A 26,048-nucleotide genomic window follows, 5' to 3' on the forward strand; every position below is an offset into this window, starting at 1 on the left:
CACGCCAGCGCGCGCTGTTCCCGCTAGAGCCCTGACTCGCGGAAACTCACCCGCCCTTCCTCGGCCGTCCCGGCCTCGCGTCTGCTTTAATTCCTATCTAGTACGTCCGAATACTGGAGAAACTGCCATGCCTGTCGCCATCACCGCCGCCCGCGCGACCGACTTCCTGTCGCTCGCCCGCGCCCACGCCGCCGCGCCCGTCGACTGGCCGTTCGCGCCTCGCTTCGACCCGGTCCGGCGCTGGTACGGCCGCCTCGCCGTCACCGACGACCACGAGATCTGGCTGCTGACCTGGCTGCCGGGCCAGGGAACCGACCTGCACGACCACGGCGGCTCGGCGGGCGCGTTCACCGTCGTGTCCGGCGAGCTCGTCGAGCAGACCGTCCGCGGCGGCGCGCTGGTCAGCTCGGCCTTCGGCCCCGGGGAAGGCCACCGGTTCGGCCCGCACTACGTGCACCGGATCGTCAACGCGGGCGCGCGCCCGGCCGTCACCGTACACGCGTACGGGCCGGCGCTGACGGCGATGACCCGCTACCGGCTGCACGACGGCCGGCTGAGCGTCGAGTCGATCACGAAGGCGGGGGCGGACTGGTGACCGCGGTCCTGGGCGCCGGGCGCGGCATCGACGAGATCCTGGCCGAGGCCCGGTCCCGCCTGCGACGACTCGACGCCGACCAGGCGCGGCTGGCATTCGCCGAGGGCGCGGTCCTCGTCGACATCCGCCCGGCGGCACAGCGGGCCGAGGAGGGCGAAATCCCGGGCGCGCTCATCATCGAACGCAACGTGCTGGAGTGGCGCTTCGACCCGCGCAGCGACGCCCGGCTGGACATCGCCGACCGCTTCGACCTGCCCGTGGTCGTCTTCTGCTCGCAGGGGTACACGTCCTCGCTCGCCGCGGCGGCGCTGCAGGACCTCGGCCTGCACCGGGCGACCGACCTCGCGGGGGGCTTCCAGGCCTGGAAGGCGGCGGGGCATCCGGTGACCGCCGGGGCGTGATTAGGCTGGGAGGGTGAAGCTCAAGCTCGACCTCCACGACATCTTCAACCGCAGCGGGGACATCGACCGGGCCCTGCGCGGGATCATCGACGAGGCGGTGGCCAAGCGCGCCACCCTCGTCGAGATCATCCCCGGCAAGGGGTCGGGCGCGCTGAAGAAGCGGGTGCTGCGCTTTCTCGACCAGCGGGAGATCAAGGCGCTGTATCACCGGGTGGAGAAGGACTCGGACAACTTCGGGCGGCTGTTCGTACATTTTCGGTGGAACGAGTCCCCGGGTCGTCGACGTTGACGACGCACTGCCCGGTGGACGATATGTCGGGCGCTGCGCGCCACGACATATCGGATTTATACCCTGACAGGCGATAAGTCCGAAATGCTGGGTATCTAGCGAATCAGAAGGCGTCCGTGGCGTCGGCGAGGTGACACACCGCGACCAGGCGCAGGACGGTCCAGTCGGCGGCGGCCCAGTCGATGCTGTCCGGCGTCGGCAGCGGCCGGCCGTGGCGCTGGTGAACGGCGATGACCGAGCGGGCGTACCCGGCCAGCGAGAGCGCGTCGACCCTCTTCCCGGCGGCCGTCAGACTCTCCCGCACCGCGGCGGCGTGCTGGTCGATCTTGGCGAGCAGGTACGGCTGGGCGAGGGCCTCCACCAGCCCGTCCACGCCGACCATGGCCATGACCCGGTCGAGGTGGAAGCGGGCGTCGAGCTCGGCGGTGGCCAGGTACGCCGCGTCGAGCTCGACGGCGGCGGCAGGGGTGAGTTCGTTGTTCATGGACGATGACGCTAGGCAGTCGGCGGACCGATTCGGCCGCCAACAACCGACCAGCACCCGTTCATGACCCACAGCACTCCGTACGGAGGACATCACGCTGCGGAATCGGTCCGTACGGCCCCGGCGGAATTGTCGGACCCGGCGTGCAGAATGTGCTCACCCCGCGCCGTTCAGGAGGACGAACACCATGTCCGACGACGACACTCCGGCACCCGCCGCCGACCCGGACCGCAGCTTTGTCGCACCGCCGCGGCGCGGCCTGGTCGCGGCCGCGGGCCTCGTGGTCCTGGCGCTGGTCGCCGCGCTCGGCATCGCCGACGTCCAGCCGCCCTCGCCCCGCCCGGCGACGATTCCGGCGGGCGAGTTCTCCGCGGGGCGGGCGTTCGAGCACGTGGAGCGCATGGGTCAGGAGGTCCACGTCACGGGGAGCCCGGCGGCCGGCCGCGTCAGGCAGTACATCATCGACACCCTGACCTCCTACGGCCTGCGGCCGGAGGTCCAGGACGCCGTCGGGGTCAACGCCGGCAAGTTCGGCGACGGCGGCATGGCCCACGTGCGCAATGTCGTCGCCGTGCTGCCCGGCACCGCGCCCACCGGCCAGGTGGTGCTCATGGCGCACTACGACTCGGTGCAGGTCAGCTACGGCGCCAACGACGACGGCGCCGGCACGAGCACGCTGCTGGAGACCGCCCGCGCCCTCACCCAGGGCGGTGGGGCGAAGCCGCGCAACGACGTCGTGTTCCTGTTCACCGACGCCGAGGAGGCCTGCCTGTGCGGCGCCGAGGCGTTCGTGAGCCGGCACCCGCTGGGCCAGAAGCAGTCGGTGGTGCTCAACTTCGAGGCGCGGGGCAGCGCCGGGCCGGCCGTGATGTTCCAGACCTCGCAGGGCAACGCCGAGCTGATCGACGTCTACGCGCGCACGCCCCATCCGGTCGGCACGAGCCTGGCCGTCGAGGTGTACCGGCTGCTGTCCAACGACACCGACTTCACGCCGTTCCTCGCGCAGAGCCGGTTCACGGGGCTCAACACGGCGTATATCGACGGCTCGTCGGTGTATCACAGCCCGATGGACCGCCCCTCGACCATGGACCGGGCCAGCCTGCAGCACCACGGCGACAACGCCCTGGCCCTGGCCCGCGAGTTCGGCCGGGCCGACCTGCCGCCGCTGATGAAGCCGGCCGCGGGCGACGCCGTGTATTTCCCGTTCGCCGGCCTGCTGGTCCGCTATCCGGCCGCCCTGACGTGGCCGCTGGCCGTGCTCGCCCTGCTGGCCGTCGCCGCCCTGGTCTTCCTGGCCCGCCGCCGCGGCCTGACCTCGGTGCCGCGCACGCTCGCGGGCCTCGGGCTGGCGCTGGTGCCCCTCGTCGTGGTCGCGGTCGCCGCCCAGGTCCTGTGGGCGGTGCTGGTCGCGATCCGCCCAGGCTACGGCGAGCTGCTGGACCCGGCCCGGCCCACGTGGTTCCGCTTCGGCGTGGTCGCGCTGACGGCCGCGATCCTCATGGGGTGGTATGCGCTGAGCCGCCGCCGCGTCGGCCCGGTCCCGCTCGCCACCGGCGCGCTGGCGCTGCTGGCGGTGCTGGGCGCGCTGTTCGCGGCCGCGATCCCGGGCGGCTCCTACCTGGTCACCGTCGCGGCCCTGGCCGGCGCCCTGGCCGGGATCGTCGCGCTGCACGTGCGGCCGCCGCTGGCCCGCTTCGCCGTCCTCGTCGCCGGTGCGGCGCTCGCCACCGCAATCCTGGCCCCGACCGTAGCCCTGTTCTTCCCGGCCCTGGGCCTGGCCACGGGCGCGGCGCCGGCGATGTTCGCGACGCTGCTGGGGCTGGCGATCCTGCCGGTCCTCGAGCCGCTGTACCGCGCGCCCTCCGCCCCGCGCCACCGCCGCCTGGGTGCCGCCCCGGCCGCGGCGGCGCTGGTGGTGTCGCTGGTCTGCACCACGACCGGCATGGTCGTGGACGACTGGGACGGCGGGCATCCCGAGCCCACCCATCTGATGTACGCACTCGACCGCGACACCGGCACCGCGCAGTGGGTGAGCCTGGAGGGGTCGCCGGGCGACTGGACGTCGCACTACGTGCGCGACCACCGGTCCCTCGACCGCGAGTTCCCGGTCCTGCCCGACGGCGACCTGTCGGTGGGCCCGGCCCAGGCCGCCGACCTGCCGGCCCCGGCCGCCACGATCGTCTCCGACGAGACCTCCGGCGACCGGCGCACCCTGCACCTGCGCATCGCCTCCAAGCGCGACGTGCGATTCCTGTCCTTCTACGGCGAGGTCGGCGACCACCGCGTCGTCTCCGCCACGGTCGAGGGCCGGGAGGCGGTGCCGTACCTCGACGAGCAGGACCGCTTCGGTGTGGTCTTCCACGGCCCGCCGACGGCCGGCCTGGACGTGACGCTGGTGCTGCGGGGCACGGGCCCGTTCAAGCTGCGCCTGGTGGACGGCAGCGACGGCCTGGCGTCCCTGCCGGGCTTCACGCCGCGTCCGCCGGCGGTCGGCGTCTTCGGCAGCCACTCCAGCGAACTGCTGGCGGTGGCGGCGACGCAGAGCCTCTGACGGCTCCGGCCCGTCTCAGGGGGCGACCAGCTCGAGGGCGTCGGACCGCGGCAGGCTCAGGCCGCGGGCCGTCGCCGTGTCGAAGGCCTCCTCGCCCAGCGCGGCGCGCAGGGTCTCGCGGCGCCGCGTCCAGTCCGCATTGGCGGCGTCGCGGGCGCCGGCCAGGTGTTCGGCGGCGCCGAGCAGGGTCGCCGCCAGCACCTCGTCGCCCTGGGCGATGCGCAGCCCGGCCACCGTCACCGCGATCTTGCCGACCACCGGCATGTCGCGCGCGGACAGGGCCAGCTCCATCGCCTCGGCCAGGCGGGTGCGGGCCAGGTCCAGCTCGCCGCGGGCCAGGTCGATCTCCGCGCGGGCGGACACGACGATCGCCTTGTACTGCGGGGCCACCAGCGGCGACTCCTGCTGCAGCCGCCAGGACTCCTGGTAGTTGCGCTCCGCCTCGGCGAGGTCGCCGGCGGCCCGGGCGAGGTGGCCCAGCTCCAGCATCGCGTGCGACGTGTCCCGGGGCGACCGGCTCGCGTCCTCGACGAACTCGCGCAGCATTGCCCGCGCCGCGGCTGGGCCGTCGGTGTGCCGGCGCAGGGCCGCCATGCTGACGTGCAGATACGCCTCGCTGGAGTGGACGCCGAGCCGGCCGTACAGCTCGATCGACTCCTCGAAGTTCGCGATCGCGGTCGCGAAGTCGCCGCGGCGGGTGTGAGCGTCGGCGAGGGAGGCGAGGGTCATCGCCAGGCCCCAGCGCTCGCCGACGCTGCGGAACGCGTCCGCGGAGGCGGCGAGCTCGCGCAGCATGCCTTCGATGTCGCCGTCGTTCTCGCGCAGGTGGCCGAGGATCGACAGCAGCATCGCCCGCGTCCAGGTGTCGGCCGGGCCGGCCAGGCGGGCCGCGACGAGCGCGGCGCCGTGCTCGGTGTCGTCGCGGAAGAGCGCCACCACCGGCTCGATCAGATCGACGAACGGGTGCCCGCCGGGCGGCGCGGTCGCGGCCATCGCGACCAGCTCGCTCAGCTGTGCCGGGTCGACCTGGAAGTCGCCGGCGAAGCCGCTGTTCACCACATACATCGAGCGGACCACGAGCCGCAGGTCGGCCGGGACCGCGTCCGGGTCGCGCTCCCCCGCGGCCAGGATGCGCCGAAACCACTGGGCCGCCTCGGCGTGGTTGTCCTCGAACGTCCAGAACCAGCCGCTGGCCGCGCCGATGCGGAAGGCGCCGACCGCGTCGCCGCTGTCGCAGAAATACGCGACGGCGGCGTGCAGGTTGTCCCGCTCCGGCCGCAGGCGCTCCAGCCACTCCAGCTGCTCGCCGGTGCGCAGGTTCGGCTCGGCCCGCTCCATGAGCGCCAGGAAGTACGCGGCGTGCGCGGCCCGCACGGCCCCGGCCGCGCCGCGGCGCCCGATCTCCTCGAGCGCGAACTCGCGGATGGTCTCGAGCATGCGGTATCGCACCCGGCCGCCGCCGTCGGCGACCTGCAGCAGCGAGCGGTCGACCAGGGTGTGCAGCAGGTCCTCGGCGTCACCGACGCGAACCGGCCCGGAGCCGGCAGCGGGCTCGGCGCTGCTGACCGCCGCGGCGGCGTCGGCGTCGAAGGTGCCGGGGAACACGGCCAGGGACTCGGCGAAGGCTCGCTCCTGGGGGCCGAGCAGCTCCCAGCTCCAGGCGACCACGGCGTGCAGGGTGCGGTGGCGGGGCAGGGCGGTGCGGCTGCCGCCGGTGAGCAGGCGGAAGCGGTCGTCGAGGCGGGCCGCTACCTGCTCGGGGGTGAACGTGCGCAGCCGGGCCGCGGCCAGCTCGATGGCCAGCGGCAGCCCGTCCAGGCGGCGGCAGATCTCCACCACCGCGGCGACGTTGCCGGACGTCACCGCGAAGCCGGGCCGGACCGCCGCCGCCCGGTCCCGCAGCAGCTGCACGGCCGGCGACCGCAACGCCTCGGCCACCGCACCATCGGGTGGCGCGGGCGAAGGGGCCGGCGACGAGGATGACCACGCCGAAGCCGGAGACGGGGCAGGCGCGGCCGGAGCGGGCGGCGGGGACGAAGCGGACGGCGGCGGCGAGGACCGGGGCGAGGTCGGAGATGGGGCGGGCGGTGAAGAAGGTGCTGGGAGGGCCGGTGGCGGGATCGGTAGGGGACCGACCGGGAACAGGGTTTCGCCCAGGATGGCCAGGGGTTCGCGGCTTGTGGCCAGGATGCGTAGCTTTGGGCAGCGGCCCAGGAGTTCCTCGGCCAGTGCCGCGGCCGCGTCGACCACGTGTTCGCAGTTGTCCAGCACCAGCAGGATGCCGGGTAGGGACAGGGCGTCCGCCAGCTGGTCCATGATGTCGCCGCGGCGGGGGCGGCGGGCCGTGTCCGGCTGGGCCAGGCCGGCCGTGACCAGCACGCGCAGGACGGCTGCCGGGACCTCGCTCGCCTCGGCGACCGGGGCCAGCTCGACCAGCCAGGCGCCGTCGGGCAGGCTCGGGGTCAGGCCGGACGCGACCGTGGTGGCCAGGCGGGTCTTGCCGGCGCCGCCGGGGCCGACGAGCGTGACCAGGCGGGCGTCGGCGACCTGGGCGGCGAGCCGCTCCACGTCGCCGGTGCGGCCGACGAAGCTGGTCAGCGTCGCGCGCAGGTTGCCGGCGCGGCCCGGGCGGGCCTCGGCGCGCAGGACGCTGACGTGGGCGTCGCGCAGCTCGGGCGACGGGTCGGCGCCGAGCCCGTCGGCCAGGCGGCGCCGGCACTGCTCGAACTCGGCCAGGGCCTCGGCTTGGCGGCCGTCGGCGTGCAGGGCGCGGATCAGCAGGGCGACGAGCCGCTCGCGCAGCGGGTGAGCGGCGACGAGCTCCCGCAGTTGCGCGATGGCCGCCGGGCGGGCGTCGGGGCTGAAGCCGGACGCCTCGATGAGGTCCTCGGTCGCGGCCAGGCGCAGCTCGTCCCAGCGGGCCACGACCGGGCCGAGCTCGGCCGGGGCGGGGCCGCGCCACAGGGCGAGGGCCGCGCGCAGGGACCGGGCGGCGGCGGCCGGGGCGTCGGCGCGCAGGTCCCGGCGGCCCTGCGCGACGAGGTGCTCGAAGCGGGACGCGTCCACGTCGTCCGGCTCGATTCCCAGCCGGTATCCGCGCGGCCCCGACTCCAGCGCCGGGTGCCCGCCCAGCGTCTTGCGCAGCCGCGAGACCAGCGACTGCACGGCGTTGGCGGGGTCGGCCGGCGCCGGGCCGTCCGGCCACAGGGCGTCGACGAGCTGCTCGACCGGTACGAACCGGGAAGGCTCCATCGCCAGACGCGCCACGAGCGTGCGCAGGCGGGCGCCCCCGACCTCGACCGGCCGGCCGTCGATCTCGACGGCGAGGGGTCCGAGCAGCCCGACACGCATGCCCCAACTCTGCCACCCGGGTGCGACCGAGGGGGACCGGGCGCGGCGCCCGGTCCCCGGTGCCGTACGAGGTACGCCGTAGACGCTGAGCGGCTCGGTGACCGGCTGGAAGTACGTCACGCCGCCGCCGGTGTAGATGGCCGGGCGCAGCGCGGCGCCGAGGCTCGCCACGAGGCTCTCGATGGTCTTGACGTGCTCGGCCGGCACGGTCGGGTCGATCGAGACGATGACCTGGTTGGCGACCGGGTCGACGGCCCAGGCGGTGCCTGGGATCGCCACCTTCGGGTGACAACACGATGCTTCCTCGGGAAGGAACCCACACCAGATTCACCGGCGATCTACCTCATCGCATCCGAGTCATACTTCCTGGTCGATGAGGCCGTCCAGCAGGAACGCGCTCACCGGCGCGTAGAGGTGCGGCTGCACGTTGTCGTCGATCGGCACGGTGACGCGCACGCGCCCCTCGGCCTCGCCGATGAACAGCGCCGGGTCGTTGCTGTCGGCGAACGAGACCACGTCGAGCCCGGCCGCCGCGGCGGCGCCGGCGAAGCCGTGGTCGGCGACGACGAGGTCCGGCGGCGCCTCCCCCAGCGCGTCGAGCTCGGCCAGCATGGCGCGCATGCCGGCGGGCGAGTGGGTGTGCCACAGCGCGATGCCGCGCTCCGCGGCGACGGCGACCCCGGCGATGTACCGCACCATGAGCGGCAGCTCCCGCCCCATGTAGTGCCCCGGCGAGGCGAACATCGCGCCCGGCGCCGGCCGCAGCAGCGTGCACCCCGCCGCCCGCAGCGCCGCCGCGATCGCGAGGTGGACCTCGATGATCCCGGCCGGGTGCCCGGTCGCCACGATCACCCGCTCCCGGTTGGCCGCGGCCTGGCGCAGCCGGTCGCGCATGCGCGTCAGCGCGGCGACGGTCTTGTGAGGATCGATGGCGTCGACGCCGGTCGAGCGCTCGGGATCGGGGTCGATGCCGACCCGCTCGGCCATCACGGCGAGCACCTCGGTCAGCGTCCAGGCCTTGAGGGGGGTCAGGCCGAACAGGTAGCCCTCACGACCCTCGGCGAAGGCGGCGGCGTTGCCGTGGTTGGAGTCCCGAGTGGTCTCGACATCGCCGGCGAGCAGGGCTTCGCGAAGGTGATTCACAAGTTGGGGCATGTCAACCATGGTAGGTACCGGCCCGCACGCCGCCGAGGAATGCGGCCTAAGGTCACAGTATGGCCGGTATCTACATCGAGACGGGCACGAAGAAGGTATTCGCGGGCAGCCTGGACTGGCCGGGCTGGGGCCGGTTCGGCAAGAGCGAGCAGGACGCGGTCGAGGCGCTGGCCGCGTACGGCGCACGCTACGCACCGATCGCCACCGCCGCCGGCTTCGCGTTCCCGGCCGCGCCACGGCTGAGCGTGACCGAGCGGGTGCCGGGGACCGCGACCACCGAGTTCGGCGCGCCCGACGGCCACCCGGAGTCGGACTCGGCCCCGGTCACCGCGGCGGTCGCGGCCCGGCACACGAAGCTGCTGCGCGCCGCGTGGGCCGCCTTCGACGCCTACGCCGCCACGGCGCCCGAGTCGCTGCGCAAGGGCCCGCGCGGCGGCGGCCGGGACCGCGACAAGATGATCGCCCACGTGCTGGAGTCCGAGGCCGCGTACGCGCGCAGGATCGGGGTCAAGCACCGCCCGCCCGCGCTCGCCGACCGGGCCGCGATCGACGCGCTGCGCGACGAGGTCGTCGAGGTGCTGGGCCGCACCGGCGACGGCTCGCCGCTGGCCGAGAAGGGGTGGACGGCGCGCTACGCCGCCCGCCGCTTCACCTGGCACGTCCTGGACCACCTGTGGGAGATGCAGGACCGCTCAGACGTGGAAGGCGCCTAACCGCTCGGCCTCGGCGTCCACCGCGCGGCGGGCCCGGGCCGGCAGCGGCGCGAACGGCTCCCAGGCCACCCGGCCGTCCCGCCAGACCCACGTGCCCGCCACCTGACCGTCGAGCAGGAACGTGCCGATCGACTGGGGCATCCGCACGTGGAAGATCTTCGAGCGGTGCTCCTCCGGCAGGATCAGGGCCCGCCGGGCGTGCACGAGCAGCACGGCGTCCCAGGTCGGCAGGAAGCGCACCGGCGCGGGCGTGTCCGGCTCGGGCAGTACACCGTCCGGAACGTCCAGAAGCTCCCGGCCCCGCTCGTCGCGGAACGTCCGCAGGTCCAGGCGGGCCAGGACCGGCGCCACCGCGGCCGGCGGGAGCCCCGCCCAGTCGGCGATCTCGCGGCGGTGCGCGGGGCCGAACGCGGCGAGGTAGCGGCGCACGAGCCGCTCCCGGGCCGCACCGGGCTCGACGTCGGGCGGGCCGACCCAGTCCTCGGCGAGCCCGAACAGGTCGGCGCGGCGCCGCGCCCAGGTGCCCGACGGCGGGACGCGGACCAGGTCGAGGTGCTCGTAGACGACCCGGCGGAGGTCGGGGCCGACGATCTCGTCGAGCTCGGTGCGGCGGACCGGCCGCTCGCGCAGCAGGTCGCGCAGCCGCAGGACGGCCTCGACCGGCTCGTGGCGGACCGTGCGCCCGCCGGCCGCGAAGGTCCAGTAGTCGCTCCGCGAGACCAGGTGGATCGTGCCGCGCAGCAGCGTCGCCTGGACCACCGCGCGGTCGTGCAGCATCCTCGTCAGCGACTCGCGCTCCAGGTCCGCGACGCGGGTCCACAGGCCGATGTACATCGACGGCGCGTATTGCGCCTGCAGCCCACCCATCCGCGTGAGCGCCTCCGGGGCGGTGATCGGCGCCCGCTCCAGCAGCAGCTGCCGGGCCAGCAGCGCCCGGTTCAGGGCCCGCCAGGACAGGACCGGCGCCCCGCTCACGCGGCGTTGCGCAGGGCCGTCTGGACGAGCTCAAGCGTGCGCTCGTACGTCATGTGCCGCTCCCGCAGCAGCCGCCCGCCGGCACCGCGCTCCTCCTTGAGCACGGCGAGCAGGATGTGCTCGGTGCCGATGTAGTTGTGCTTGAGCGACAACGCGATGCGCAGCGAGAGCTCGAGGGTCTTCTTGGCCGCGTTGTTGAACCGGGTCGGCATCTTCGAGCGGCGGAACAGCAGCCCGCCCCGCTCGGCCGGCTCGGCCCGCTCCAGGGCGCCCCGGCCGAAGGTCCGCTCGACGCTGGCCCGCACCGCGTCGAGGTCGATGCCGATCGAGCGCAGCGCGGCGGCGTCGTCCCCGGCGGCGACGGCCGCGCGAATCTCCTCGTGCTCGATCCCGGCGGCCAGCAGCACCTCGCGCCCGACCCCGCCGTCGCCACGCAGCAGCGCGAGCACCAGGTGCTCGGAGCCGATGCGCGGGTGGCCGAGGGCGTCGGCCTCCGCCTTGGCGTCCTTCACGGTGGCCCGGGCCCGGTCGGTGAACCGCTCGAACATGTCAGTGCTCCCCCTCCTGCGTCGGCATCGGCGCCGGGGTCCGCCCGGCGTGCTTCTTGTGGACCGCCTGCCGCGTCACGTCCAGCGCGTCGGCGATCTCCTGCCACGACCAGCCCTGCAGGCGCGCGTTGTCGACCTGGAGCACCTCCAGGGCGTCGGCGAGCCGGCGCAGCGCGACGGCGGCCCGCAGGCCGATGCGCGGGTCGGGGCTGGCGGCCGCAGCCGCGAGGTCGTTCGCCTCGGTCATGCCGTCAACATTAGTTGACACTCAGAGCCGCGTCAACCCCGGTTGACACCTCTCCCGGTACGGCTTCTTCCCGGGGCTAACCTGTTCCCGCGGCGGGTGCCGCAGCTGCGGAAGATCGTTCTCGCGTACCTCGACGCGCTCACCGGCACCGCCCAGGCCGTCCTGCGCAGGAGTACTTCGCGTCCGGGTACACCGCCAACCCGACCGTGCTGTTCGGGATCTTCCACTACCCGCCGAGCCCGCCGGGGGCGAGCAACCGGGGCACCGGCGAGCACACCGGCTACGGCCTGCTGACCCTGCTGCTGCAGGACGACAACGGCGGCCCGCGGGTGCGGGTCCCCGGCGGCGAGGAGGCCGAGGAGGCATGGATCGACGCTGCGCCGATCCCGGGCACGTTCGTGTGCAATATCGGCGACATGCTCGACAGGCTGGCCGGCGGCTGGTATCGCTCCACGCCCCACCGCGTGCGCAACGTCAGCGGCAACGAGCGCCTGTCGTTCCCGTTCTTCTTCGGCCCGGACTTCGCTGCCGAGGTGCCGCCGCTGCCGGGCCGCACCGCCGCGGGCGCCCCGGCGATGGGACGGGCAGGACCTTCGGGCGTTCAACGGTACGTACGGCGATTATCTGGTGGCGAAGGTGGGCAAAGTCTTTGCGGAACTGATCGCCCAGACGCAACCCGTCACCCCCGGCGGGGCCGAATCGTAGAACCCTCAGAGGCAACAAACGGCCCTGGCACGATGACGGGAGCAATCCTGGTCGCGGTCTTCCTAGCGTAGGAGTCACACCACGCAACGGAGGCACGACGATGACGACCCCGACGCCCACCACCACCCGCAAGCTCACCAAGCTCGACAGCGAGCAGGGCATGCTGCTCTTCCTGGCGGTGCTCGTGCTGTTCAGCGTGATCGGCGTGATCGCCGTGGGCTGACGACCATGACAGGAGGCCCCGAGACGTGTTCGTCCGCCGGCGCCGCCACGACCCGAGGTGGGCACGCACCTTCATCGTGAGCGGGGCGGTCATGATGATGCTGGCCGGGGGCGCCTTCGTGGCCCAGGACATGCTGGTCGGATACGTCACCGGCAGCGTCCGGCAGGACGAGCTCATCGTGCCGGCGGCCAAGCAGCAGGGCCGGCACGTGACGATCAGCGGGGCGAAGACCATTCTGCTCGTCGGCACCGACACCCGGCCGGACCAGAACCCCACCGACGCGGTCCGGTCGGACTCGATCATCGTCGTGCACATTCCCGCCGACCATCGCTCGGCGTACCTCATCTCGATCCCCCGCGACACGTGGGTGCGGATCCCGCCGTTCGACAACGGTAAGGCCCGCTACTCCGGCGGCCACGACAAGATCAACGCGGCCTTCGCCGAGGGCGGGCTCCGGCTGACCGGCCGGGACCAGCGCAAGCACGGCGTGACCCTGCTCGCCGACACGCTCCGGGAGAACTGGGGCCTGACCTTCGACGCCGCCGCGATCGTCGACTTCGCCGGCTTCACGAAGATGGTCGAGGTGCTGGGCGGGGTGGACATGTACGTCGACCAGGAGACCCGCTCCGTGCACATCGGGCACAACGCCAAGGGTGAGACCAAGGTCCCCTACATCCAGCGCTTCAACGCCTCCGGCGGCACCGACCTGATCCCCGTGGCCGGGGTCACCCCGCAGACGTACCACGTCGGCTGGCAGCATCTGGAGCCGTGGGAGGCGCTGGACTACGTGCGCCAGCGCGACACGCTGCCCAACAGCGACTACGACCGCCAGCGCCATCAGCAGCAGTTCATCAAGGCGCTGCTGCGCGGCATCGCCAGCCGGGACACGTTGACCGATCCCGGCAAGCTCAAGCAGGTCCTCGACGTTGTCGGGCAGTCGATGACGATCGACTCCGGCGGCATTGACTTGCAGGACTGGATTTTCGCCATGAAGGGCATCGGCAGTGACGACGTGTTGACGTTGAAGACCAACAACGGCACGTTCCACGAGTCCTCCGAGCAACCCGGCGCCGAGGCGCTCGACGACACGACGCTGGCGCTGCTGGAGGCGGTCCGCGGCGGCACCGTCGAGTCCTTCCTGGCCTCCCACGTCGACCTGGTCAGTCACTCCTGAGCCGGCTCGCCGAGGCGCCGGGCCGGGCTCGCCGCGGCCTCGCGCAGCTCCGGTGTTTTCAGATAGCGGACCGTACCTGTCCGTAATTTGCCGCAGACTGGGCCCATGAGAGAAGTCCAGATCACGTTCGACTGCGCCGACCCCGCCAAGCTGGCCGCGTTCTGGGCCGAGGCCCTCGGCTACGAGGTGCAGGGGCCGCCCGCCGGGTTCGCGTCATGGGAGCAGGCGCTGGACGCGTTCGGTGTGCCGGAGCAGGAGCGCGACAGCCGCTCGGCAATCGTCGCGCCGTCCGGGCCGCGGGTCTTCTTCCAGCGGGTGCCGGAGGGCAAGCAGGTCAAGAACCGCGTGCACCTCGACGTGCGGGCCGCGCCCGGGCTGCAGGGACAGGCGCGGATGGAGGCCCTGGAGGCCGAGGCCACCCGGCTCACGGCGCTCGGCGCGACCCGGCTGGCGCGCCACGAGCCCGGGCCGCCGTTGTCCGCCGGGCACATCGTGCTGGCCGACCCCGAGGGCAACGAGTTCTGCCTGGACTAACTGAGCCGGGGACCGGGGTGATCGCCGCCAGGTCGAGGTCCGAGCGCTTCGATGCGCACGACCGGTCGGGAATGAACCGGATCGTGAGCAGGAGCGTGGCGAGGACGAATGGCAGGTTCAGGGCCAGCACACCCGCGCCAGGCGAGGCTGCCCGGGACCACCGCGAGGACGAATGCGGCGCCGAGCGGCCCGGCCACCGCCGCGGCCGCCCCGGCAGCGGTGCAGGCGGCCAGCGCGCGCACCCGCCGCAGACCGGTGAACTGGTCCTGGATGATCCCGAGCACCTGGGCGCTGATCAGTCCAGCGCCCGCCCTCTGCAGAGCCCGCACGATGACGGCCCACCAGATGCTGGATGCGGTGGGCCGAGCCGAGCGGGCCCCAAGGCGGACAACACGAGTCCGAGGACGAACAGCGTCCGGCGCCCGAGCGCGTCGCCCAGCCGCCCGCAGGGACCTGACCGACCGCGGTGAAGAACCTGAAGGCGGCCAGGAACAGGCCTTCGAACACCGGGCGAGCCAGGCCCGCGCGGCGTGTCCGTCCAGCGTGATGATGCCCTGAAACAGATCAGGTCAGAGCCGGACCCGTAGATCATTGACAGGGCGTGGGATAGGGTGCTATGGGGCGCGGCCGAAGTTGGTGCGACTCCCGATGAGGGAGTGATCTGATCGTGAAAGTACCGGACGACCTTACACAGCGTGACAGCGCTCGACTGCGAGAACAGTTCCTGACCGGCGAACTGGCACCGGTAGCGGGAGGCCCGCAAAACGCGATCCTGAGTTCGTGGCAACGCAGCCAGTTGCTGAACGTGAGCCCCGACCGGTGCTCCCCTGCCTACGATCCAGATCTTGAGGTGGACACCCGCCTGGTCCGTGCCGCCGACCCCGTACTCGACCGGCTGGCATCCAGGATCGCCGGAACCTGGACGTGCGTATGCCTGACCGACAACCAGGCGAGAATAATGGCGTATCGCGCCGGCGAGGCGTCTATGGTCACTGACCAGCATCGCCCCGGGTTCTGCGTCGCTGAGCACGTTGTCGGCACAACCAGCGTAGCCCTGGCGCTCGCGGAACGACGATCCGCCCGTCTCCTGGGCGCCGAGCACTTTGCTGAGCTCTACCAGTCGATCGCCTGCGTATCCGCGCCCGTCCGCGACCCCCTCAGCGGCCGCATCGAAGGCGTGCTCACCATCGTCCGCAATCTCGCCGAAGCGAATCCCGCGGTGGAAACCGCAGTGTGCCAAGCTCGTCACGCCGTCGAACGTCGAATGCTGGAGCAGGTGAACGAGCGGGAACGGGCCTTGCTCACGGCATACCGGCAGATCGAGCCCCAGATGCGGACACCGGATCGCTACGCGAATTTTCGGCTCGGCCTCGATGCCGTGCCCAGCAGCGTGATCGGGCGCGATGCTCGGCGGATCTTGTATGAAAAGGCCGCTGAACTGATCGCAGCGGGCCGTCCGAGGGTCGTCGAGGTATCCCTCCCGCATGGTCAGACTGCCCTACTGCTGTGCACGGCGGTGGAGACGCACTCCGCGATAGGCGGACTGGCCGTCGAGGTCGCCTTCCCCACCGGGGGGCCGCCCTGTCGCCTCATGACCAGCGCCATGGCCGTAGCAGAACCTTCCAACAGCCACCCGCAACGCTCCGAGGCCGCGCCCCGGGTGAGGCGGTTTGCTACCGACACGTCGCTGCTCGCTATCGGGCAACAGGGAGTTGGCCGTCTCGCGGTGGCGGCCCGGCGACGCCTGAACCTGTTGTACGAGGCCGGTATGCACATCGGAACCACCCTCGAGGTGAGCCGAACCGCCGAAGAACTGGCCCGCGCGGCTGTGCCCGATCTCGCCGACGTCGCCGCGGTGGACCTGTTGGAGCCGGTGTTGCGCGGTGAAGAACCGGCAGAGGCGGACACCACGATGCACCGCGTCGCTTTGCACGGCATCCACAACGGCCTGAGCATCTACCCGGTCGGTCACCAGGTCAACTTTGTGCCCTCCACCCCGCAGGCGCGGTGCCTGGCCAGCGGGCGGACGGTGCTCGAGGCCGATCTGCACAGCGCTGCGGGCCGGCAGGCGCAAGACCCCGAAGGCGCCGAGCGTCTGCTCGCTGAGGGAATCCACTCACTCATGGCCACCCCCCTGCGCGCCGGCGGGGTCACGTTGGGCGTGACCAGCTTCTACCGCCGCCAGCAACCAGCCCCCTACGAGGACGACGACGCGGTTCTCGCCGAGGAACTCGTCACCCGCACGGCGCCGTGTCTGGACAACGCTCGCCGCTACGCCCGTGAACAGCAACTCGTCAAGACACAAACCGCACTGCGCAGCGTCGCCACCCTTGTCGCGCGCGGTGTCCCACCGAGCGAAGTCATGGCAGCGGTCGCCGAGCAGGTGGCGCGACTCATTGGCACTGACACGGCCCGCATCTACCGGTTCGAGGCCGACGGCACCGGGACTGTAGCCGCGGCCTGGGGCGGGCCCGGCTTGAATCTCCCGGTCGGCACGAATCTCTCGCTGGAAGGCCGTATTGCCACGGGGCAGGTATTGCGCACTGGCCGCTCGGCCCGGGTGGAAGACTACGAGGGGGCTCCCGGCTCGCTTGCCGCCTATGTGCGTGAGCACGGCGTGCGCTCGGCGGTCGCAGCTCCCATCCACGTCGGGGGCCTCCTCTGGGGAGCCGCCACGGCTGTCTCGACGCGCTGCGAGCCGCCTCCCCCCGACGCCGAAGCCCGCCTCGCCGAGTACACCGACCTGATCGGCACCGCCATCGCCAACGCCCAGGCCCACGCCGACCTGATCGCCTCGCGGGCCCGGGTCGTGCTCGCCGCCGACGAGGCCCGCCGGCGGATCGAGCGCGACCTGCACGACGGCGTCCAGCAGCGACTCATCTCACTCGGGATGGCCGTACGCCGCGCCGAAGCCGACGTCCCACCAGAGATGGCCGAACTGCGACGACAACTGTCCGCCGTCGTCGCCGGGCTGACCGGCACGGTCAACGACGTGCGGAAGATCTCCCGCGGCCTCCACCCGGCGATCCTGACCGAGGGCGGCCTGCGGCCGGCGCTCAAGGCACTGGCCCGCCGCTCCGCAGTACCGGTGGAACTCGACCTGCACCTGCAGACCCGCCTCCCCGAACCCGTCGAGGTCGCGGCGTACTACGTCGTGACCGAGGCCCTCGCGAACGCCGCCAAGCACGCCCGCGCCTCGCTGATCTGCGTCAGCGCGATACTCAGCAACGATTGCCTGCACCTGTCCGTACACGACGACGGCGTCGGCGGCGCCGACCTGGACCATGGCTCCGGCCTCATAGGACTCACCGACCGGGTCGAGGCACTGGGCGGAATGATGACCGTCGACAGCCCCACCGGCCAAGGCACCCGCCTACAGGCCACGCTTCCCCTTTGCCGCGCATAAGCTCGTTTGCCCCCGGCATCGACCGTACCTGCCGCGCCGGCGACTGAGCACCGAACCGTGCGCAGGACGCCGACCGCCTGGTGGCCGAACGTCATGCTCGCAACAGCGGCCGACTTGCCGGCCAGCCAACACGATCGGGACACCGCCACACCCGCGGCCATGACCTCAGCCCCCATCGGACCCCGACGCGAGAATCGGCGCTAAAGGTTCTTTCTCAGTTTCTCGACGATTCGCTCGGTCACGTCGCCCAGGACGCGGATCTCCTGCGGCGTCATCACGTCGATGAGGTGCTCGCGGACCGCGGCGACGTGGCCGGGCGCGGCGGCCACCAGCGTCGCCATGCCCTCGTCGGTGAGCACGATGAACGCGCCGCGGCCGTCGGAGTCGCACTCCTTGCGGGTCACCAGGCCGCGCTGTTGCATGCGGGTCACGTGGTGCGACAGCCGGCTCTTGGACCACAGCATCCGCTCGGCCATCTCGCTGAGCCGGATGCGCCGGTCGGGTGCTGCGGACAGGCTCGTCAGCACGTCGTAGTCGGGCTCCGACAGGCCCTGGTCCGCGGCCAGCTGGCGGGCCAGGGCGAGGTCGAGCAGCGCCTTCATCCGGCGATAGCCGATCCAGGCGCGGAACTCGTCCTCCTCGAGCCAGCGCGGCGGGGTGGTGTCTTCCACGTCTCAATCGTAATCGTTGACGTGTCACCTAACCAAATGTCAGGATCGTGACATGTCAACCACCGCGCTCCGCCCGCGCCTCGAGGTCATCGTCGCCAGCACCCGGCCCGGCCGGGTCGGCCGCCTCATCGCCGACTGGTTCATCGGCCAGGCCGAGCAGCACAACGGCTTCGACGTGCACGTCAGCGACCTCGCGGAGCTGAACCTGCCCCTGCTCGACGAGCCGAACCACCCGGCGCAGCGCCGCTACACCAAGCAGCACACGCTGGACTGGAGCGCGACGATCGACGCGGCCGACGCGGTGGTGTTCGTGATGCCGGAGTACAACCACAGCTTCACCGCCCCACTGAAGAACGCCATCGACTTCCTCTCCCAGGAGTGGCGGGACAAGCCCGCGGCGTTCGTGAGCTACGGCGGGCTCTCGGCCGGCACCCGCGCGGTGGTCGCGCTGCGTCCGGTGCTGAGCATGCTGGGCATGATGGCGATCAACGCGCAGGTTGCGGTGCCGACCCGCATGCACGTCACGCCGGAGAAGACGTTCGCCGGCGACGCCGCCCTGGACGCCTCGGCCAAGGCCGTGCTCGACGAGCTGGCCCGGCTCGCCCCGGCGTTCGCCAATCTGCGGGCCGTAAAGTAGGACCTCGTGTCGAAGATCGTTGTCACCGGAGCCAATGGCAAGACCGGCCGCGTCGTCGTGGCCGACCTGCTGGCCCACGGCCACGAGGTGGTCGCCACCGACGCCGTGGGCCCGGCCGGTCACCTGAGCGTCCCCGTGCTCGGCGTCCCGCTGCTCGTCGCCGACCTGACCGACTACGGCCAGGCGTTCGAGGTGCTGCAGGACGCCGCGGCCGTGGTACACCTGGCCAATATCCCTGCCCCCGGCATGTATCCGCCGGCGGTGACGTTCAACCGCAACACCGCGATGAACGCCAACGTCTTCCTCGCCGCGCGGGCCGCGGGGCTGACCCGGGTGGTGTGGTCCTCCAGCGAGACGACGCTGGGGCTGCCGTTCGACACGCCGCCGGTGTACGCCCCCGTCGACGAGGACCACTTCCCGTACCCGACCACGACCTACGCCCTGTCCAAGGTCGTGGGCGAGACGCTGGCCCGGGAGATCTCGGGCTGGAGCGGCATCCCGTTCGTGGGCCTGCGACTGTCCAATGTGCACGCTCCGGCGGACTACGCGGCGGTGCCCGGCTACTGGGCGGACCCGCACGCGCGCAAGTGGAACCTGTGGGGCTACGTCGACGCCCGCGACGTGGCGGCGGCCTGCCGCCTGGCGCTGTCCGCCCCCGTGACGGGCGCGACGTCGTACGTCATCGCGGCCGCCGACACCATCATGAACCGCTCCTCGGCCGCCCTGATGGCCGAGGTGTTCCCGGACGTGCCGATCCGGCGCGAGCTGGGCGAGTTCGAGACCCTGCTGTCGATCGACCGCGCCCGCGCGGTGCTGGGCTACGCGCCCGCCCACTCGTGGCGTGACCACGTGGAGCACTAGGCCGCTCATGCGGCCTCGGCCGGGCCGGGGCGGGACAGCAGCTCCAGGAGGATCGCCAGCGCGGCCGGGGAGTCCAGGGCCGCGCGGGCCAGCAGGTTGAGGTTCTGCTGCTCGCCGTCCGGGCTCATCAGCACGCCCGCGGCGGCCGGGTGGACGCGGCGCCAGCCCTGCGCGGTCAGCGCCGACTCGGCCACGACCACGACCGAGGGCGTGCCGTCGAGCTCCTCCGGCTCGGCGGGCGGCTCGGGGTGGGCCGGCCAGTTCGCGGCCACCAGCTCGGGAAGGCGGGTCAGCAGGACCTCGACCACCTCCGCCGGGCCGATCGGCGTCCGGCGCAGCAGCGTCGCCACCTGATCCGTCACCGCCCTGGCCTGGCGGTCCAGCCAACCCGGCCAGCCCGGCTCGGCGGAGGGCACCGTGGCGAAGGTGACCCACTGGCCGCTGTCGCGCTTGAGGACGTGCCGGGCCAGCTCGCGCTCCACGTCGGGCGGGAGCGGGACCAGCGGGACCGAGTCGGCCGCGCGCAGCGCCACGTGGGCCGGCTCCAGGGAAGAGATCGCGCCGGCCAGGCTCGGGTGGCGGGCCATCAGGGCGGTCCGGGTGGCGTCGTCCAGCGCGGCGACGACGGCGCCGGCCCGGACGGCCTCGTGCCAGCCCGCGTGCAGGTCCTGGACGCCCGCGCTGGTACGTTGCCAGACCTGCTCCTCGACGTCGAAGGCCAGGTCGGCGAACTCGAACGCCGCCAGGTCGGCCTTGGCCACCGCCCGGGCCGCGGTGTGCAGGCCCGAGGCGCTGCTCGCGGCCTGGTCCGCCTTGCGTTCCAGGGCCTCGGCGAAGTCGCGGGTGGCCCGGGCGATGGACTCCGCGCGGGTCCTCGCCGCCCGCGGGCCGGCCGCGCGGGGCGAGAACACCCGGCCGACCTGAGCCGAGAGCATCGACCACGCCCCGGCGGACGCCTCGTTCGGCCCGGCGGGGAACGCCTCGTCGGGCCCCTCGGCGAACGCCTCGCCCGGGGCCGCCGCGTCGAACGGCTCCACGGGCCCCTCGCCGAACGGCTCGCGCGGTCTGACCAGCGGCGTGGCCGGCGGGTGATGGGGCGCCGTCGACAACGGGTCGACGGCCTCCTCGTGCAGGGCCCGCAACCGCACGACCAGGTGGGCCAGGCGATGGTCGACGATCGCCAGCTCGTGCGCGACCAGCGCGCGCACCTCGTCCACCGTCAGGCACTGCAGTAACGGCAGCCCCACCAGCAGCAGCCGGCGGCGCCGGCTGGCCCAGGAGCGGATCGTGCCGTACCCGGTCAGCAGCACCGCGTCCGGCCGGGCCACACCCACCCGCGCCGCGACCTCGGCGACCAGTGCGAGCAGCTCGGCCTGGGCCGCGGCCGGCACGCCCGGATACGAGGGCTCGCCGGGGGCGCGGCCGCCATATCTCATCAGCAGCCACCGCGCCCGCCAAATGCTGATATTGCCGGGCAATCCGCTTCTGGGTTCTTCCACAACGGCAACCGACACAGCGAAGCATCCTCACGATGCCGCGAGACCCCGTCAACGAATGCGGGCCATGCGGCCGGGGTGAAACCCGAAAGTCACCCGCATCGGAGCCGATGAGTCCTGCGGTGAGGCGGGGGTGAGATGTACCAGACGTTCAGGCCGTTACTGGACGCGCTGAAGCAACGCGGGGCGGACGCTTTCGCGGTCGACCGCGCGGCCGAGGAGGCCGAGCGCACCGGCCGGTCCATCCGCGCCGTGCTCATCAACGACCACATCGTCACCGAGGAGCAGCTGACCGAGGCGTCGGCCGACGCGTACGGCATCGCCACCCTTGACCTGGTCGGGTACAAGGTCGATCCGGCCGCGGTCGCCAAGATCCCGATGGCGCTCATCCTCAAGCACCGGGTGCTCGGCATCGCCCTCACCGACCACGAGATCACCGTCGGCATCACCGACCCGGGTGACGTGGTCGCGCTGGACGACGTGCGCGCCGCGACCGGGCTCATCGTGCGGCCGGTCGTCGTCGCGCGCTCCGAGCTGCGCAAGATCATCGACCGGCTCAAGCGCGAGGAGAACGACCTCGGGGAGATCGCGGAGGGGCTGGGGACGGACGCCCCGGCGGTGTCGAACCTCACGACGGTCAACGAGGACGCGCCGATCGTGCGATACGTCAACTCGCTGCTGGAGCAGGCCATCGTCAACCGCGCCTCGGACCTGCACCTGGAGCCCGGCGAGCACAACATGCGGGTGCGGTACCGCATCGACGGCGTCCTGCACGAGGTCGACACGGTGCCCAAGCACGTGCAGTCCGCGCTGATCTCGCGGCTGAAGATCATGTCGAACGTCGACATCACCGAGCGCCGGGTGCCGCAGAACGGGCGGATCACCGTCGAGATCAACCAGCGCGTGGTCGACCTGCGCACGGCGACGCTGCCGACGGTGTGGGGCGAGAAGATCGTGCTGCGGGTGCTCGACACCAGCGGCATGGACCTCAAGCTGGCCAAGCTGGGGTTCAGCGCGAGCAACTACGAGCGCTTCGCCACGTCGTTCAGCAAGCCGCACGGCATGCTGCTCGTCACCGGCCCGACCGGGTCGGGCAAGTCGACCACGTTGTACGCGACATTGGCCGAGATCAGCAAGCCGACCGTCAACATCATCACGGTCGAGGACCCGGTCGAGTACCGGCTGCCGGGCGTCAACCAGGTGCAGGTCGACATCAAGGCCGGCCTGACCTTCGCCGCCGTGCTGCCGGCGATCCTGCGCTCGGACCCGGACGTGGTACTCATCGGCGAGGTCCGCGACCGCACGACCGCGCAGCTGGCGGTCGAGGCCGCGCTCACCGGTCACCTGGTGCTCTCCACGCTGCACACCAACGACGCCCCGAGCGCTGTGACCCGCCTGGTGGAGATGGGCATCGAGCCGTTCCTGGTCGGCTCCTCCGTCGACTGCGTGCTCGCCCAGCGCCTGGCGCGGCGGCTGTGCGACTGGTGCAAGACGCAGTACCCGCCGGCCGAGGCCGAGCTGATCGGCGCCCGCTGGCCCTACGACCTGCTCGGCACTCCCGAGACGCTGTGGCGGCCGGTCGGCTGCCGCTCGTGCGCCAACACCGGCTACCGCGGCCGCATCGCGCTGCACGAGGTCATGCCGGTCTCGCCGGACATCGAGAAGCTCGCGATCGACCGCGCGTCGTCGCACGAGATCCAGGCGGTCGCCTACCGCGAGGGCCTGCTCGACCTGCGCGTCGACGGCCTGGCGAAGGCCGCCGAGGGGCAGACGTCGATCCCGGAGGTCGTCCGCGTCGCGGTCTGAATCCTCAGTTCGGCCGCGGCGGCGCCGATGCGGGGCATGAGGTCTTTTCTTCGGTACCGCAAGGAGCGCCCGTGACCACGCAGGCCGCACCCGCCCGCATCGCCACCAGCGACGAGCGGGCCTCCCTCGACGCGATGCTCGTCGCCCTGGTCCGGGTCGGCGGCTCGGACCTGCACCTGACGGTCGGCGCGCCGCCGACCGTGCGGATCAACGGCGGGCTGCGGTACCTGCCCGGCTACGACGACCTGACCCCCGAGGACTGCGGGATGCTGACCCGGGCGGCGGTGACGAACGAGAGCCAGTGGCGGCAGTTCCTGCAGGTGCGGGAGCTCGACTTCGCCTACGCGATCGAGGGCGTCTCGCGCTTCCGGGTGAACCTCTACAACCAGCGCGGCTCGTTCGGCGCGGCGTTCCGGGCCATCCCGCACACCATCAAGCCGCTGGACCAGCTCGGCGTGCCCGAGCAGGTGGCCCGCTTCGCCCACCTGCACCGCGGCCTGGTGCTGGTCACCGGGCCGACCGGCTCGGGCAAAACGACGACCCTGGCGGCGATCCTGGACCTGGCCAACCGCACGCGCTCCTCGCACATCGTGACGATCGAGGACCCGATCGAGTTCCTGCACGAGCACAAGCGCTGCCTGGTCAACCAGCGCGAGGTCGGCGCCGACACCCAGTCCTTCGCCCTGGCGCTCAAGCACGCGCTGCGCCAGGACCCCGACATCATCCTCGTCGGCGAGCTGCGCGACCTGGAGACCACGTCCACGGCGCTGACCGCGGCGGAGACCGGCCACCTGGTGCTCGCCACCCTGCACACGCAGAGCGCGGCGCAGACCGTCGACCGGGTCATCGACATCTTCCCGCCGCACCAGCAGCAGCAGATCCGCGCGCAGCTGTCCAACGCGCTGCAGGGCGTCGTCACGCAGGCGCTCGCGCCGCGCGCCGACGGGCAGGGCCGCACGATCGTCACCGAGATCATGTTCGCCACCCCGGCGATCCGCAACCTCGTGCGCGAGGGCAAGAACCACCAGATCCCGTCGTTCATGCAGTCCAGCGGCAACGACGGGATGCTCTCGTTCGACCAGCACCTGGCCGAGCGGGTCCGCCAGCAGCTCATCACCTACGAGACGGCCCTGGAGCTGTCGCACTCGGCCGAGGAGTTCCGCCGGCTCGCCGGGCGCCAGTAGGTTCCGCCGGCTTCGCCGCCAGCAGGGAAGGTACGCACGATGGTCGCCACCAAGACCTACGACTACCAGTCGATCGACCACGCCGGGAAGCGCACCAAGGGCAAGATCGAGGCCGCCAACGAGCTCGCCGCCGCCCAGGCACTGCGCCAGCAGGGGCTCACCCCGCTGGCGATCACCAGCGCCGACACGCTGATGAAGCGCGAGATCCGCATCCCCGGCCTCGGGGACCGCACGACGCTCAAGGATTTGTCGGTCTTCGCCCGGCAGTTCGCCACGATGACCCAGTCCGGCATGTCGCTGCTGCGCTCGCTCGCGGTGCTGGAGGACCAGGCGCCGAAGCCGTCGCTGAAGAAGGCGCTGGGCGAGGTGCGGCTGGACATCGAGGGCGGCATGTCGCTCTCCGGCGCGCTGGGCAAGCACCCGAAGGTCTTCCCGACGCTGATGGTCGCGATGATCCGGGCCGGCGAGACCGGCGGCTTCCTCGACAACGCGCTGGATCGCATCGCCACCAACTTCGAGAAGGACGCGGCGCTGCGGGGAAAGATCAAGAGCGCGCTGACGTACCCCGTGATCGTCCTCGTCTTCACCGCCGTGATGATCAGCGCCGTCCTGATCTTCATCGTGCCGATCTTCGAGAAGATGTTCAAGCAGCTGGGCGGCGAGCTGCCGCTGCCCACCCGGATCATCGTCACCGCCAGCCACACGCTGTTCTGGCTCGGGCCGCTGCTCATCGTCGCCGGCATCGTCATCACCGTGACGCTGCGGCAGCTGATGTCCCGCAACCCGGCGGTCCGGCTGTGGTTCGACAAGGTGAAGCTCAGGCTGCCGGTCTTCGGCCCGCTGTTCACCAAGATCGCGCTGAGCCGGTTCTCGCGCAACCTCGGCACCCTGCTCGGCGTCGGCGTGCCGGTGCTGCAGGCCCTGGACGTCGTCGGCGCCACCACCGGCAACTCGGTCATCACCACGGCCATGGGCGACCTGCAGCAGGCCGTGCGGGAGGGCCGCCCCATGTCGTCACAGCTGGCGCAGCACAAGATCTTCCCGCCCATGGTGGTACAGATGGTGGAGGTCGGCGAAGAGAGCGGGCAAATCAGTCAGATGCTCGAAAAGATTGCCGATTTCTACGACCGAGAGGTCGACAGCGCGGCAGAGGCGCTGACCGCGTCGATCGAGCCGATCATGGTGCTCGTCATGGGCGGCGTGGTCGGCGGCATGATCGTCTGCCTGTACCTGCCGATGTTCTCGATCTACCAGAACATCCAGAGCAACTGAGGCCCGCTACGAGCGGCACCGGCAACCCGACGGCACCGGGGCGCGCAACGCCCGCGCACCGGGCGGTTCGGTTACTGAGAACACCACCGCAACACCCGCGATGTACATGGCGTCAGGCACCGGAGCCTCGCCACCTACGCCCAGTCCGGCTCCGTGCGGCTTCGCCGGGACGGACCCGGACCAGGCGCCGACACCCCCAGGCAGAGGAGCAGGAGGCTCACCCCATGACCCAGACGCTGCGCAGGATGCAGAAGAAGCGTGCCGCCGGAGACGGCGGGTTCACGCTCGTCGAGCTGCTCGTGGTCGTCGTCATCATCGGCGTGCTCGTCGCGATCGCCGTGCCGATGTACCTCAACTACCGCAAGGGCGCGGCGAACAAGTCGGCCGAGTCCGACGTACGCGCCGCGGTCAGCGCCGTCGAACAGTTCTACACCGAGAACGGCAACTCCTACCCGGCCACCGCCAACAGCAGCGGCGACAAGCTCGTCTTCGACAAGACCGAAAGTGGCACCACCGTGGCCGTCGGTAGCGAGCAGACGGCCACGCTGTCGCCGGGCAACACGATGGCGTACAAAAATAACGGCGCCAGCTACCGCATCTGTGGCAAGAACTCCGACGGCAAGACGATCTACGTCTACGACTCCTCCGCCGGCGGCTCGGTCAAGAAGGCCAGCAACCAGGTAGACCTCGCCGGCTGCATCGGCAGCACCAACCCGTAACACACCGTCTCGACGGCGGCCCGCACCTGTGCACCGGGTGCGGGCCGCCAC

Annotated in this window: 24 protein-coding genes; 16 read left to right on the forward strand and 8 right to left on the reverse strand. The window is 72.0% G+C overall.

Annotation, left to right across the window (positions count from 1 at the left end; genetic code table 11):
• Nucleotides 1-127 precede the first annotated feature (127 nt).
• Genes ACQPY0_RS49980 through ACQPY0_RS49990 form a run of 3 tightly spaced genes read left to right on the forward strand, consistent with a single transcriptional unit; the run spans nt 128 to nt 1,285 of the window.
• A complete protein-coding gene (locus ACQPY0_RS49980) occupies nt 128-595 on the forward strand; it encodes a cysteine dioxygenase (protein ID WP_432977953.1) in 468 nt (155 codons plus the stop codon).
• A complete protein-coding gene (locus tag ACQPY0_RS49985) occupies nt 589-996 on the forward strand; it encodes a rhodanese-like domain-containing protein (RefSeq protein WP_432995734.1) in 408 nt (135 codons plus the stop codon). The genes ACQPY0_RS49980 and ACQPY0_RS49985 overlap by 7 nt, the downstream gene beginning before the upstream one ends.
• A 13-nt stretch (nt 997-1,009) precedes the next feature.
• Nucleotides 1,010-1,285, forward strand: a complete 276-nt coding sequence (locus ACQPY0_RS49990) for a Smr/MutS family protein (RefSeq protein WP_432977956.1) — start codon at nt 1,010-1,012, stop codon at nt 1,283-1,285.
• Nucleotides 1,286-1,388: 103 nt separating this feature from the next.
• Here ACQPY0_RS49990 and ACQPY0_RS49995 read toward each other — a convergent pair whose 3' ends face one another.
• Nucleotides 1,389-1,769 (reverse strand): DUF6401 family natural product biosynthesis protein, encoded by a 381-nt coding sequence (locus tag ACQPY0_RS49995; RefSeq protein WP_432977959.1) that lies wholly within the window; start codon nt 1,767-1,769, stop codon nt 1,389-1,391.
• A 187-nt stretch (nt 1,770-1,956) separates the two neighbouring features.
• On the opposite strand from ACQPY0_RS49995, the gene ACQPY0_RS50000 reads away from it, so the two are divergent.
• Nucleotides 1,957-4,320, forward strand: a complete 2,364-nt coding sequence (locus ACQPY0_RS50000; RefSeq protein WP_432977962.1) for a M28 family peptidase — start codon at nt 1,957-1,959, stop codon at nt 4,318-4,320.
• 15 nt (nt 4,321-4,335) lie between these two features.
• On the opposite strand, the gene ACQPY0_RS50005 is transcribed toward ACQPY0_RS50000, so the two are convergent.
• Together ACQPY0_RS50005 and ACQPY0_RS50010 are read right to left on the reverse strand one after the other, a co-directional pair.
• Nucleotides 4,336-7,950, reverse strand: a complete 3,615-nt coding sequence (locus tag ACQPY0_RS50005) for a BTAD domain-containing putative transcriptional regulator (RefSeq protein ID WP_432977965.1) — start codon at nt 7,948-7,950, stop codon at nt 4,336-4,338.
• Between the two features lie 78 nt (nt 7,951-8,028).
• Nucleotides 8,029-8,826: a phosphatase gene (locus tag ACQPY0_RS50010; RefSeq protein WP_432977967.1), complete on the reverse strand. Its 798-nt coding sequence runs from the start codon at nt 8,824-8,826 to the stop codon at nt 8,029-8,031.
• Between the two features lie 59 nt (nt 8,827-8,885).
• Here ACQPY0_RS50010 and ACQPY0_RS50015 point away from each other — a divergent pair, with 59 nt between their 5' ends.
• Complete coding sequence (locus ACQPY0_RS50015) at nt 8,886-9,539, forward strand: hypothetical protein (RefSeq protein ID WP_432977970.1); 654 nt, start codon at nt 8,886-8,888, stop codon at nt 9,537-9,539.
• Here ACQPY0_RS50015 and ACQPY0_RS50020 read toward each other — a convergent pair.
• Genes ACQPY0_RS50020 through ACQPY0_RS50030 form a run of 3 tightly spaced genes read right to left on the reverse strand, consistent with a single transcriptional unit; the run spans nt 9,519 to nt 11,309 of the window.
• On the reverse strand, nt 9,519-10,514 hold the full coding sequence (locus ACQPY0_RS50020) for a winged helix DNA-binding domain-containing protein (RefSeq protein WP_432977973.1): 996 nt from the start codon (nt 10,512-10,514) through the stop codon (nt 9,519-9,521). The genes ACQPY0_RS50015 and ACQPY0_RS50020 overlap by 21 nt on opposite strands.
• Nucleotides 10,511-11,062 (reverse strand): Clp protease N-terminal domain-containing protein, encoded by a 552-nt coding sequence (locus ACQPY0_RS50025; protein WP_432977976.1) that lies wholly within the window; start codon nt 11,060-11,062, stop codon nt 10,511-10,513. Before ACQPY0_RS50025 ends, ACQPY0_RS50020 begins: the two co-directional genes overlap by 4 nt.
• 1 nt (nt 11,063) lies before the next feature.
• On the reverse strand, nt 11,064-11,309 hold the full coding sequence (locus ACQPY0_RS50030; protein WP_432977979.1) for a helix-turn-helix domain-containing protein: 246 nt from the start codon (nt 11,307-11,309) through the stop codon (nt 11,064-11,066).
• Between the two features lie 206 nt (nt 11,310-11,515).
• Between ACQPY0_RS50030 and ACQPY0_RS50035 the strand changes: the two genes are divergently transcribed.
• The 5 genes from ACQPY0_RS50035 to ACQPY0_RS50055 all read left to right on the forward strand — a co-directional run bounded on the left by ACQPY0_RS50035 (nt 11,516) and on the right by ACQPY0_RS50055 (nt 17,351).
• Complete coding sequence (locus tag ACQPY0_RS50035; protein WP_432977982.1) at nt 11,516-12,085, forward strand: 2OG-Fe(II) oxygenase family protein; 570 nt, start codon at nt 11,516-11,518, stop codon at nt 12,083-12,085.
• Between the two features lie 29 nt (nt 12,086-12,114).
• Entirely contained in the window at nt 12,115-12,237 is a 123-nt protein-coding gene (locus ACQPY0_RS50040; protein ID WP_432977985.1) for a hypothetical protein, read from the forward strand.
• A 25-nt stretch (nt 12,238-12,262) separates the two neighbouring features.
• A complete protein-coding gene (locus ACQPY0_RS50045; RefSeq protein ID WP_432977987.1) occupies nt 12,263-13,411 on the forward strand; it encodes an LCP family protein in 1,149 nt (382 codons plus the stop codon).
• Between the two features lie 105 nt (nt 13,412-13,516).
• Nucleotides 13,517-13,945: a VOC family protein gene (locus ACQPY0_RS50050; protein ID WP_432977990.1), complete on the forward strand. Its 429-nt coding sequence runs from the start codon at nt 13,517-13,519 to the stop codon at nt 13,943-13,945.
• Between the two features lie 667 nt (nt 13,946-14,612).
• Nucleotides 14,613-17,351, forward strand: coding sequence for a GAF domain-containing protein (locus tag ACQPY0_RS50055; RefSeq protein ID WP_432977993.1), 2,739 nt, complete (start codon nt 14,613-14,615; stop codon nt 17,349-17,351).
• Nucleotides 17,352-17,551: 200 nt separating this feature from the next.
• On the opposite strand, the gene ACQPY0_RS50060 is transcribed toward ACQPY0_RS50055, so the two are convergent.
• Nucleotides 17,552-18,022, reverse strand: a complete 471-nt coding sequence (locus ACQPY0_RS50060) for a MarR family winged helix-turn-helix transcriptional regulator (RefSeq protein WP_432977996.1) — start codon at nt 18,020-18,022, stop codon at nt 17,552-17,554.
• Nucleotides 18,023-18,074: 52 nt separating this feature from the next.
• On the opposite strand from ACQPY0_RS50060, the gene ACQPY0_RS50065 reads away from it, so the two are divergent.
• Both ACQPY0_RS50065 and ACQPY0_RS50070 read left to right on the forward strand, forming a co-directional pair.
• A complete protein-coding gene (locus ACQPY0_RS50065) occupies nt 18,075-18,659 on the forward strand; it encodes an NADPH-dependent FMN reductase (protein WP_432977999.1) in 585 nt (194 codons plus the stop codon).
• A 6-nt stretch (nt 18,660-18,665) separates the two neighbouring features.
• Nucleotides 18,666-19,520 (forward strand): NAD-dependent epimerase/dehydratase family protein, encoded by an 855-nt coding sequence (locus ACQPY0_RS50070; protein WP_432978002.1) that lies wholly within the window; start codon nt 18,666-18,668, stop codon nt 19,518-19,520.
• A 5-nt stretch (nt 19,521-19,525) separates the two neighbouring features.
• Here ACQPY0_RS50070 and ACQPY0_RS50075 read toward each other — a convergent pair whose 3' ends face one another.
• The gene (locus tag ACQPY0_RS50075; RefSeq protein ID WP_432978005.1) at nt 19,526-20,956 is read right to left on the reverse strand and encodes a hypothetical protein; all 1,431 of its coding nucleotides are present in this window, start codon (nt 20,954-20,956) and stop codon (nt 19,526-19,528) included.
• A gap of 198 nt (nt 20,957-21,154) precedes the next feature.
• Between ACQPY0_RS50075 and ACQPY0_RS50080 the strand changes: the two genes are divergently transcribed.
• The 4 genes from ACQPY0_RS50080 (at nt 21,155) to ACQPY0_RS50095 (ending at nt 25,997) form a co-directional block, all read left to right on the forward strand.
• Nucleotides 21,155-22,822 carry a GspE/PulE family protein gene (locus tag ACQPY0_RS50080; protein WP_432978008.1) on the forward strand — a complete coding sequence of 556 codons (1,668 nt, stop codon included), beginning with the start codon at nt 21,155-21,157 and terminating at the stop codon, nt 22,820-22,822.
• 71 nt (nt 22,823-22,893) lie between these two features.
• Nucleotides 22,894-24,006, forward strand: a complete 1,113-nt coding sequence (locus tag ACQPY0_RS50085) for a type IV pilus twitching motility protein PilT (RefSeq protein ID WP_432978011.1) — start codon at nt 22,894-22,896, stop codon at nt 24,004-24,006.
• Nucleotides 24,007-24,045: 39 nt separating this feature from the next.
• Complete coding sequence (locus ACQPY0_RS50090; protein WP_432978014.1) at nt 24,046-25,278, forward strand: type II secretion system F family protein; 1,233 nt, start codon at nt 24,046-24,048, stop codon at nt 25,276-25,278.
• 224 nt (nt 25,279-25,502) lie between these two features.
• Entirely contained in the window at nt 25,503-25,997 is a 495-nt protein-coding gene (locus tag ACQPY0_RS50095) for a prepilin-type N-terminal cleavage/methylation domain-containing protein (protein ID WP_432978017.1), read from the forward strand.
• Nucleotides 25,998-26,048: the final 51 nt, after the last annotated feature.

Source organism: Dactylosporangium sp. CA-233914, from assembly GCF_050942935.1.
Taxonomy (GTDB): domain Bacteria; phylum Actinomycetota; class Actinomycetes; order Mycobacteriales; family Micromonosporaceae; genus Dactylosporangium.

Coding starts and splice junctions, on each gene's coding strand:
- ACQPY0_RS49980 (WP_432977953.1), top strand. CDS start 128: ATGCCTGTCGCCATCACCGCCGCCCGCGCGACCGACTTCCTGTCGCTC.
- ACQPY0_RS49995 (WP_432977959.1), bottom strand. CDS start 1,769: ATGAACAACGAACTCACCCCTGCCGCCGCCGTCGAGCTCGACGCGGCG.
- ACQPY0_RS50000 (WP_432977962.1), top strand. CDS start 1,957: ATGTCCGACGACGACACTCCGGCACCCGCCGCCGACCCGGACCGCAGC.
- ACQPY0_RS50010 (WP_432977967.1), bottom strand. CDS start 8,826: ATGCCCCAACTTGTGAATCACCTTCGCGAAGCCCTGCTCGCCGGCGAT.
- ACQPY0_RS50015 (WP_432977970.1), top strand. CDS start 8,886: ATGGCCGGTATCTACATCGAGACGGGCACGAAGAAGGTATTCGCGGGC.
- ACQPY0_RS50025 (WP_432977976.1), bottom strand. CDS start 11,062: ATGTTCGAGCGGTTCACCGACCGGGCCCGGGCCACCGTGAAGGACGCC.
- ACQPY0_RS50030 (WP_432977979.1), bottom strand. CDS start 11,309: ATGACCGAGGCGAACGACCTCGCGGCTGCGGCCGCCAGCCCCGACCCG.
- ACQPY0_RS50040 (WP_432977985.1), top strand. CDS start 12,115: ATGACGACCCCGACGCCCACCACCACCCGCAAGCTCACCAAGCTCGAC.
- ACQPY0_RS50050 (WP_432977990.1), top strand. CDS start 13,517: ATGAGAGAAGTCCAGATCACGTTCGACTGCGCCGACCCCGCCAAGCTG.
- ACQPY0_RS50065 (WP_432977999.1), top strand. CDS start 18,075: ATGTCAACCACCGCGCTCCGCCCGCGCCTCGAGGTCATCGTCGCCAGC.
- ACQPY0_RS50075 (WP_432978005.1), bottom strand. CDS start 20,956: ATGAGATATGGCGGCCGCGCCCCCGGCGAGCCCTCGTATCCGGGCGTG.
- ACQPY0_RS50080 (WP_432978008.1), top strand. CDS start 21,155: ATGTACCAGACGTTCAGGCCGTTACTGGACGCGCTGAAGCAACGCGGG.
- ACQPY0_RS50090 (WP_432978014.1), top strand. CDS start 24,046: ATGGTCGCCACCAAGACCTACGACTACCAGTCGATCGACCACGCCGGG.
- ACQPY0_RS50095 (WP_432978017.1), top strand. CDS start 25,503: ATGACCCAGACGCTGCGCAGGATGCAGAAGAAGCGTGCCGCCGGAGAC.